Source organism: Microcoleus sp. S36b_A4 (genome assembly GCF_036700645.1).
In the GTDB taxonomy this organism is placed as follows: domain Bacteria; phylum Cyanobacteriota; class Cyanobacteriia; order Cyanobacteriales; family Microcoleaceae; genus Microcoleus.
The window spans coordinates 1-7,529 of the sequence record NZ_JAUBPI010000161.1 but is presented as its reverse complement, the minus strand read 5'-3'; the positions used below and the strand labels follow the sequence as shown (position 1 = coordinate 7,529).

The 7,529-nt window shown below is 39.3% G+C and carries 10 protein-coding genes; 7 read left to right on the top strand and 3 right to left on the bottom strand.

Annotated elements, in window-relative coordinates; all coding sequences use genetic code 11:
• Positions 1-390 precede the first annotated feature (390 nt).
• Together QUA03_RS27840 and QUA03_RS27835 are read right to left on the bottom strand one after the other, a co-directional pair.
• On the bottom strand, positions 391-1,035 hold the full coding sequence (locus tag QUA03_RS27840; protein ID WP_333216821.1) for a TraX family protein: 645 nt from the start codon (positions 1,033-1,035) through the stop codon (positions 391-393).
• Entirely contained in the window at positions 1,032-1,295 is a 264-nt protein-coding gene (locus tag QUA03_RS27835) for a hypothetical protein (RefSeq protein WP_333216819.1), read from the bottom strand. The genes QUA03_RS27840 and QUA03_RS27835 overlap by 4 nt, the downstream gene beginning before the upstream one ends.
• Before the next feature lie 136 nt (positions 1,296-1,431).
• Here QUA03_RS27835 and QUA03_RS27830 point away from each other — a divergent pair, with 136 nt between their 5' ends.
• The 6 genes from QUA03_RS27830 (at position 1,432) to QUA03_RS27805 (ending at position 4,103) form a co-directional block, all read left to right on the top strand.
• The gene (locus tag QUA03_RS27830; protein ID WP_333216816.1) at positions 1,432-1,623 is read left to right on the top strand and encodes a hypothetical protein; all 192 of its coding nucleotides are present in this window, start codon (positions 1,432-1,434) and stop codon (positions 1,621-1,623) included.
• Positions 1,623-2,210: a hypothetical protein gene (locus QUA03_RS27825; RefSeq protein WP_333216814.1), complete on the top strand. Its 588-nt coding sequence runs from the start codon at positions 1,623-1,625 to the stop codon at positions 2,208-2,210. Before QUA03_RS27830 ends, QUA03_RS27825 begins: the two co-directional genes overlap by 1 nt.
• 126 nt (positions 2,211-2,336) lie before the next feature.
• Positions 2,337-2,618 (top strand): hypothetical protein, encoded by a 282-nt coding sequence (locus QUA03_RS27820; protein ID WP_333216813.1) that lies wholly within the window; start codon positions 2,337-2,339, stop codon positions 2,616-2,618.
• Positions 2,619-2,620: 2 nt separating this feature from the next.
• Positions 2,621-2,818: a hypothetical protein gene (locus QUA03_RS27815; protein WP_333216810.1), complete on the top strand. Its 198-nt coding sequence runs from the start codon at positions 2,621-2,623 to the stop codon at positions 2,816-2,818.
• A gap of 122 nt (positions 2,819-2,940) precedes the next feature.
• Positions 2,941-3,312: a hypothetical protein gene (locus QUA03_RS27810; RefSeq protein WP_333216809.1), complete on the top strand. Its 372-nt coding sequence runs from the start codon at positions 2,941-2,943 to the stop codon at positions 3,310-3,312.
• Between the two features lie 74 nt (positions 3,313-3,386).
• Positions 3,387-4,103 carry a hypothetical protein gene (locus QUA03_RS27805; RefSeq protein WP_333216807.1) on the top strand — a complete coding sequence of 239 codons (717 nt, stop codon included), beginning with the start codon at positions 3,387-3,389 and terminating at the stop codon, positions 4,101-4,103.
• On the opposite strand, the gene QUA03_RS27800 is transcribed toward QUA03_RS27805, so the two are convergent.
• Entirely contained in the window at positions 4,060-5,340 is a 1,281-nt protein-coding gene (locus tag QUA03_RS27800) for a transposase (protein ID WP_333216805.1), read from the bottom strand. The two genes, QUA03_RS27805 and QUA03_RS27800, sit on opposite strands and share 44 nt — an antisense overlap.
• 690 nt (positions 5,341-6,030) lie before the next feature.
• Between QUA03_RS27800 and QUA03_RS27795 the strand changes: the two genes are divergently transcribed.
• Positions 6,031-7,275, top strand: coding sequence for a replication initiation factor domain-containing protein (locus QUA03_RS27795; RefSeq protein WP_333216803.1), 1,245 nt, complete (start codon positions 6,031-6,033; stop codon positions 7,273-7,275).
• Positions 7,276-7,529 lie beyond the last annotated feature (254 nt).

Genomic DNA, 7,529 nt, shown 5'->3' with positions numbered 1-7,529 from the left:
GTTTTGACAGCGCCTTCAAGAATTACCTTTTGGTAGTTTCTTTAGAATCCCTGCTGCTTCAGCGCAGGGAGTGTCAAGAAAGTCTGAAACTTTTGAACAGCAGGAAGTTCAGACTCGTGTAAGACGAATCCCCAGTGCTAATATATATGTGGTTGGTGGCGGCTGTGTGTAGTAGTCGCTTAAAACCCTACCAGGGATTGAAAAAATCGCAGTCTGACAATTTACCAACCTAAAACCCTATCAGGGATTGAAACCAGCTTGATAATTTATGATTCGGTGTGTTGGATGCGTTACAACCAACCTAAAACCCTATCAGGGATTGAAACTATATAGTGTTAATGAAGCTGCATATCACTGCTTACAAACACTATATGTAGTAATTTTTTAGAATTATAATATTGTTCTCATTGCCGCTAATCCTGCCAGGTGGATAGGATAGAAGTAGTAAAAAAATCTTTTCTCGATCGCACTTGGTTTTTTGTCTTTGGCTGGGTCGTGGTAAGCCAATATCAGCGGCGTCAACATTGCAAATATTTGAAGTAAGTAACCTGATGTTATTGCATATACTCCGTTGACCAGACACCAACTAATCCACCACATCCGATCGCCTTTGCCTTTGAGGTTAATCATTAGCAGCGGGCAAGCGACTGCATACCAGCCGTAGCTTACTCCCCATAACTGAGCTGCTGTTAATCCTAGTATCATTATTATGAGTTTTCTATTTGCTTGAGCTTTGTGGATTTGCGTAAATGTTATTACAACCAGTGCAAAGCTAATCAATATATTAAAATCTAATTTATTGAATAGCATTATGTATGGGATTTGACTGATTATTCCAAATAGCAGTAATCTCGTGATTAAAGGTTTAGCACTACTGTCTGCGTCTCGTCGTTTCCAATTTTGAACTAGAACCCATGCAAACAGTGGAAAACTTAAGCGGCCAATAATTCTCATTGGCTCTATTTCTAGCAAAAAACCTACGTGGTCAATTACCATTAATAACGTTGCTAACCACTTGATTTGATTTTGATTCATGCTGATACTCCCATTAATTGATTGATGAATTCACTAATTATTTCTCGGCCTTCTTCAGAAATTATGTATATTTTCTCTCCTTGTTTCCACTCGAAACCCACTAAATTTTGAGTTCCTAACACATTTAATCTTTTGTAAATTCCAATTCTTGACGGTGGCTTAGCTAAATTGATTTTTCTTACCTCTTCTACAATTTGTGACAGAGAGAGTTTATTTTTTCGAGATAACACTGCTAATACAAATACATCAACTCTACTCATAAGCTTTCTCAATTCATTACTTAGATATTAGTAAACACTTTTATTTAAAGCAATGGGTTTCCAAAAAGATAAGTGTGATTACTGTTGTGTTGACCATCTATCCCTCCGAAGATGGATTTATTGATTGGGCAACAAAATGATTGAACTGATTTTAGCGGTTTCGATCGCCGCAAGCACTACGACAATGCCGCCACCGCCACCGGTTGCGACTCCTCAACCAAAACCTGTTTATACTCCCCCGCCCAAACCTACCGTCACCCCATCCCCTGCTCCTTCTGAATCTTGGCGTGACAAAATGTGGCGTCGCTACAAGGAGAATTCTAGATAATGGCTGTAACTAAAGAAGGTCGTGAGTTAATTTCGAGCATTCTTAGGGTTGGAGATACTGGTCCTGAGACGAATGCTCGGCAAGGAATGAAAACAACCAATGTTCCGGGCTATCCCGTGATTTTGTGTTGGGGGCGGTGGGGAGGTTCTGAGTTGAATGCTTCCGGCAACAATAAAGCGTTTTTGTTTTTGCCATATTTGCAGACGGGTCAGATGCCGTTGACAAAATATAACGGTGTAACTTCTGTAGAGACTCCGCTTGATATGGTGATGTCGGATGTTGCAAATCCTTACAATTGCAAAGTTGGTGTTACCCCTTCACTCAATATTAGTAAGTTGCTTGAAGGAGAATATTACAGTTTTGTTTTGGCTCTTAAGCCCGCTGCGGTTGGCAATGGTAATAATCCAACTCCTTATTGGGACGGCTGGATTAAGGCGGTTGCTGCTACACCTAATGATGTATTCAAAGACTATTTTGCTCTTTTTAACATTACGCGCAATCAGTGGTCGAAAATTAAAGTTTCTCGCGATGGCGAAGAAGAGGTAGAAGATGACGACACTTCTGACCACAACAATGGAGCACAGTAATGATAGTTTGATTGCTTTAATTGTTGAATTTTTGTGGTCAAATTTGTTTATTTTACTAACTCAGTTTTTTTGCCTTGCCTTGATTCTTCGGATAGTTCGGCTGTTTATTGATTGATTGAGGTGCTAATGAATGCCTATCGATTTAATGGTTGTCATTCTTGCCGTTTGGCCGCACTTTCTATTATTCTCGGTTGTGGTTTTTGGTTTTTGGGCGATACTTTCAGCTTTGCAGTAGCAGGCGATCGGATTACTGGAGCTCAAGCAGTGGAAAGAATATCGACTGTTCTTGGTTCGCCCGAACAATTTGCCGAAAATATGCGGTTGTCAACTCAAGATTTTATTGCCGACCACTTTGGCAGTATGGCGATTGCCTGTGCTTTTGGCATAGCTATAAGAATGAGGTCTTAACTATGTGGAGTGCTGTTTTTCTTTCGGTTTACTTGATGGCTGCTCCGAGCATTCCAGGTAGTGCTGCTGAGGCGATGAATTTCATCAAAGAAGATATTAAGCCTGTGATTAAATTTTCAATGGATTGGGCAATGAAAGCTGCTTTAGCTGCTACCTCTACCCATGCGTTTATTGTGTTAGCTAAGAGGTTTATTGATTGATGAAAGACTTTATTGATTCAGTAGTTAATGCTGCTGCAAGATACCGTTTCAGGGTTGCGGTATTGGTATCTAGCCCCTGGTTTTCTCAATTCATTAGTCTTTTTAGTTAGTGGGTGACAAACATGGTTCAAGTTCAAGACCGAGTGCAAGATGAGATTTTTTCATCCATTGACCCTGAGCAAGTTCGTAAGCTTAATGAACTTTTTTGGAAAGTTGAGAACAACAAAGCAGCTCAATCTGTTGCTGTTTCCGGTGCCGCTTTAGCTGTTGGGGGAGCTGTTTTAACTGCTGGCGGTGCTTTTGCTGCTACTGGTGGTGCCGGTACTGATGCTGCTGCTGGTGCTGCTGCTAGTATTGCTTCTGGTGTGACCAATGCAATTAACATGATTCGAGCAATTGACGGTATTGGATTGGCCGCCTTCGGGGTCGCGTTGGCTCCGATGGGTTTCATGGTTACGCTCCGTGTTCTGAACATGGTTTTAAGTCGCGTCTAGATTTCGGAGTGTAATTTTTCGATAAGGCGATCGCGAGTGCTTGGCGATCGCCTTTTAATTTAAAGGAGGTTACTTTGCCTTTTACTGCTATATATGGGCTTCCTGGGCGGGGCAAGAGTTTATTGATGTTGCAGCACGGATTGCGGATAGCTGAAAAGTATAAGCTAAGACTTGTTACTAATTTTAATCTTGACCCGCTTTGTCTTGCTTATTACTGTAAAATTAATAACTTAAAATGGCTTTGGAATAATATACCCAAAGGTATTATTTATTATGTATCCAGCAATAAAAATTTTGCTCAATTTCTTCAAATTCGCAGGGCTGTAATCCTTCTTGATGAAATGGGTTTGTACGCTCCTAGCGCACAGTCCTGGACTTTACCGGCTGAAGCCTTTAACGCAGTAGCTAACAACCGTAAAATGTGCCAGCATATAGTGTATGCAGCGCAATATCCTACTCAAGTCCATTCCTCGCTTCATCAGATTTGTTCTGAAATTCTGTATGCTGAGGGTACGACTGTGTGGAGTGAACAATTGGGCAACGAGCGTTTACTTTTTAAGGACTGTCATTTGTTTATGCCTAGTGAATTCGAGGTATGGTTCAGGGACCCAATAGTTCGTAAGAATCCTATTAAAGTTTGGGTGTTGGCTACCAAGCATTGGAAAGGAATTATTAGCGCCCTGGATGCTCACACTTTTAGAATTTATGATAGTTTTGGACTTCTTGAGACAATACTCCGGACAGTTTTTAAGCAGCCAGAGTACCATAAGACAAGACTGAAGGAAGGTTAGGGTGATTTAAAATCAAATCCGGGTCTAAATCTAACTTATCAATAAAGGTAGAAAGTAGATGCTTATTGAATTCCAGACGTTTATAAGAGGCCATAGAAAACACAAACGACTTGGCAGATGAATGACAACTAGAGAGTTGATGTTTAGCTAAGTTTAAGGCAATTAGACTGGCATTAAAGTGAAAATCAAGCCGTGGTAAATGACGAGCTTGACAATCAGACAATCCTGTAAATTGCTTGGCATCACGAAAAATAAATTCAATCTGGAAGCGAGCCTGATAATATTCAAGAATTTGCTCAGGTGGTAGGTGAATATCAGTGCTAAACAATAAAGCATTTTTGATTTTGCCGTTGGCTTGAACTTCAGAGATACAAACCAAACAAATTGGGCAATTTAAACAACAACTCCACGCAATCAATGTATATAATGAAACTCCCGGTTTTAGGTATTTAACGAAATTAAGACGACTCAAATCATGGCAGTCAACCTTGCCATCATATTTACGTGGAGCTCCCAGTTTCTTTTGTTCACCTGTATAGAGATAGCGTAGGTTAGCATCACTTCTTAACTTGCCAATAAAGTCTAAATTCAAGTCCCGCACAGCATCCCAGAATTTAGAGCGATAGTAATAGCCATCAGCCACCAAATAACGTACAGAAGTTGGGAAGTAACAACGAGTATTCTTTAGATGTTGTGCATAGTCATCAACTCTTGTGATGTCAGGCGTTGAGCTTTGAAAGTCAGGTTTTTTGCGAGATTTTTTTGACCAGCTATTCTTCGGTTTTTGGGGCAGCTTTTTCGCAGGCTTTATTTGAGGGCGTGATGGAGTTTGTTGTACACTTAAACTATAAGATAAACGAGTCTCAATTTCGACAATAGAAATTACAGAAATTTCCAACCCCTGTTCCGATTTCCCCGCTACACCATTATAAAAATAACCCTTACCGTCAGTTTTTTTGCCACTTTTTCTTAAAAAAGAACCATCGATAACGGCAATGACTGTGTGTTCAGGATTTAAGGCAGATTCGAGGAAATATTGATTAAATTGTGGAAAATTAAAGCTTTTGAGAAAGTGACGACGGTAGGTTTTTTCGCTCAAATAACTATAACGACTGAGATTCGTGAAGTTGACCTTACCATAGACCAGCAAAATAGTTGAAAATAAAGTGATTAAAAACTTCTTTTGGGGTTGACTAATCCCTGGCATTTGTTGTAAGATCGATTCAATAATCTTCATAAGGCAATCTGTTGAGCTTGTGTGTTTTTATAGCTTAACCTAAAAGAGTGCCTTTTTTTCTGTTGATTTTGGGTTCAGATTGCACTCACTTTTTTCACTTCTCTATTTTATTGTGATCGCATTCCTCTTTAAAAACTGTCCGGAGTATTGTTGAGAAGCAAGACGATAAAGTCTCGCTTGATAAGAGTTTTGGCTATCAGCCTTATATAATTGACTCTGCTTGCTCAGTTGAACTTTCAGCCCAAGACCTTCTTGATGAAGGACATACTTTTGATGAGATTGAACAGAAATTAGACCAATATTATAAAGCTGATAGATTTAAGAAAAAGCGGATTTATGAAGCTAGTAACAATTATCCTTTTGTTGCTTGGAAATTACAGGGCGATATTCCTTTTCCAGGGCCTCATATTTTTCAAAAAAAGCTAATTCCTTTATGGAATATGCTTCCTGCTGCTAGTTATCCTGGATTGAAAAAGTTGGATTTACGAATTACTAGAGAATGTCTCATTTGGGATAAGTTGGACAAGCAGACTAAAGATGGGTATAAAATAATGTGGAGGGTGTTTATTGGCTTAATCTTTTGGTTTCTTAGTTCAGTTATGACTAATATGTTTTTGCCTAGAAGTTTTTTGATAGCGTTGATTTGTTTTTTAACTTCGTTTTATTTACCAGTTCAAATGTTTAAGTAGTATGGAACACTTACCTCGAAATATTAGTATTGATTGGCTGCGCTTTCAAGTTTTAAGTTACCGTCCTAGTATTCTTAAGCAAATTCAAGAAATTATTGGTTTGCCTTTTGAAAAAAAAGAGCAACAGTCAAAAGACCCTAGAGATACTAATTTCATGTTTGCAAATAAGATTTGGCATGAAGCTTATGAATTTCAAGGTAGTTTAATGGCTATGCGTTATCCTGCTTCCGGTGCTTTTGATGAACCTTATGCTTACTATGTTGATTTGAAAGGTTCTTTAGTTTCTACTTTGAATTTTCATCAAGTTTCTGAACTTTTATATTCTTGTCAATTTGAGTTAGAATTTATTGCCAATAGAATTGATATTGCTTTAGATTTTCCTTTGGGTGTTCCTAGATTGTCAATGCGTAACTGGGAATCTTTTGTTGAGGATGGTCTTCTTTTTGGCTATCGTACTGTGCGTAGGATTTCTAATACTGGTAGTACTAAAGATTTTACAACTGTATATTTAGGCTCTCGTGAGTCTAGTCGCTTTGTTAGGATTTATGAGAAAAATATAAATGGGATAGATTATGATCGACTTGAGGTTGAGTTCAAACGTGACCGTGCTGAGTCGATTATGAAAGAGTTAGCTAATTGTTCTGTTTCTGATTTTCCTGAATTTCTTAATGGTTTTGTTTTTGGAGAATTAAAGTTTGTTCGTCAACGTCAAGATGTGGAATTTTTTAAACGTTATATATATGGACCGATTACGGTTCCTCGCCCGATACTTCATCTTGATATTGAAAAGTCAATTTTGTTTATTGGGCGCCACTGTGCTACTTTGGCGATGCTTCAAGAGTTTATGGGTGTAGAGTGTTTTGATAAATTTATCCAATCGCAGTTAGCCGCCGGCAAATTGCGGATGAAGCCGCGTCACCGCACTATTTTGGAGAATGCCAAGTTTTTGGGTGTCACTGCCCTGGGACTTTTTCTGATCTTGGCTCAGACTCCTGGGGCGATCGCTTCTGGTTTGAGTTGCCCTGCGCCGGTGCCGCTTTCATTTCAAATGAGCCAGAAGTTTCCGATCGACATAGTTAATCCTACTGCTGCTGAGCAAGCCTATTTCGATAACATCGGTGACGGCTGCTTTCAGATAAGTTCTGGCTTAGAGTTTCAGCAGCTTTGTCTTCCCGGCATGATAGTTAACGCGCTTAAGCCGTTTGTAATCATGGGTCTTGGTATAAAGTTTATATTTAGTGATTGATATGTTTCTCCTTCCTTTATACATTGCTACTGCGCCCCCGCCTCCTACGTATACTTGGTGCACCTTTCAGATGATTCAGACTAATACCAGTGAGATGATTTCCACTGCTTACGGTATGGGTAACGTGCCGCCGGGAACCGATTTGACTGGTCTTTGCCAAGCTTTTTACACTCGTGATAAGTAGATAGGCGGGAAAAAACCAATCTATGTAACAAAACATTAAGTTGCCTGATTGGAGTTAAACTTAAGACGTT

What these genes read in the sequence shown, in the direction of transcription:
- QUA03_RS27840 (WP_333216821.1), bottom strand. Translation starts at nt 1,035, where the DNA reads ATGAATCAAAATCAAATCAAGTGGTTAGCAACGTTATTAATGGTAATT.
- QUA03_RS27835 (WP_333216819.1), bottom strand. Translation starts at nt 1,295, where the DNA reads ATGAGTAGAGTTGATGTATTTGTATTAGCAGTGTTATCTCGAAAAAAT.
- QUA03_RS27830 (WP_333216816.1), top strand. Translation starts at nt 1,432, where the DNA reads ATGATTGAACTGATTTTAGCGGTTTCGATCGCCGCAAGCACTACGACA.
- QUA03_RS27825 (WP_333216814.1), top strand. Translation starts at nt 1,623, where the DNA reads ATGGCTGTAACTAAAGAAGGTCGTGAGTTAATTTCGAGCATTCTTAGG.
- QUA03_RS27820 (WP_333216813.1), top strand. Translation starts at nt 2,337, where the DNA reads ATGAATGCCTATCGATTTAATGGTTGTCATTCTTGCCGTTTGGCCGCA.
- QUA03_RS27815 (WP_333216810.1), top strand. Translation starts at nt 2,621, where the DNA reads ATGTGGAGTGCTGTTTTTCTTTCGGTTTACTTGATGGCTGCTCCGAGC.
- QUA03_RS27810 (WP_333216809.1), top strand. Translation starts at nt 2,941, where the DNA reads ATGGTTCAAGTTCAAGACCGAGTGCAAGATGAGATTTTTTCATCCATT.
- QUA03_RS27800 (WP_333216805.1), bottom strand. Translation starts at nt 5,340, where the DNA reads ATGAAGATTATTGAATCGATCTTACAACAAATGCCAGGGATTAGTCAA.
- QUA03_RS27795 (WP_333216803.1), top strand. Translation starts at nt 6,031, where the DNA reads ATGGAACACTTACCTCGAAATATTAGTATTGATTGGCTGCGCTTTCAA.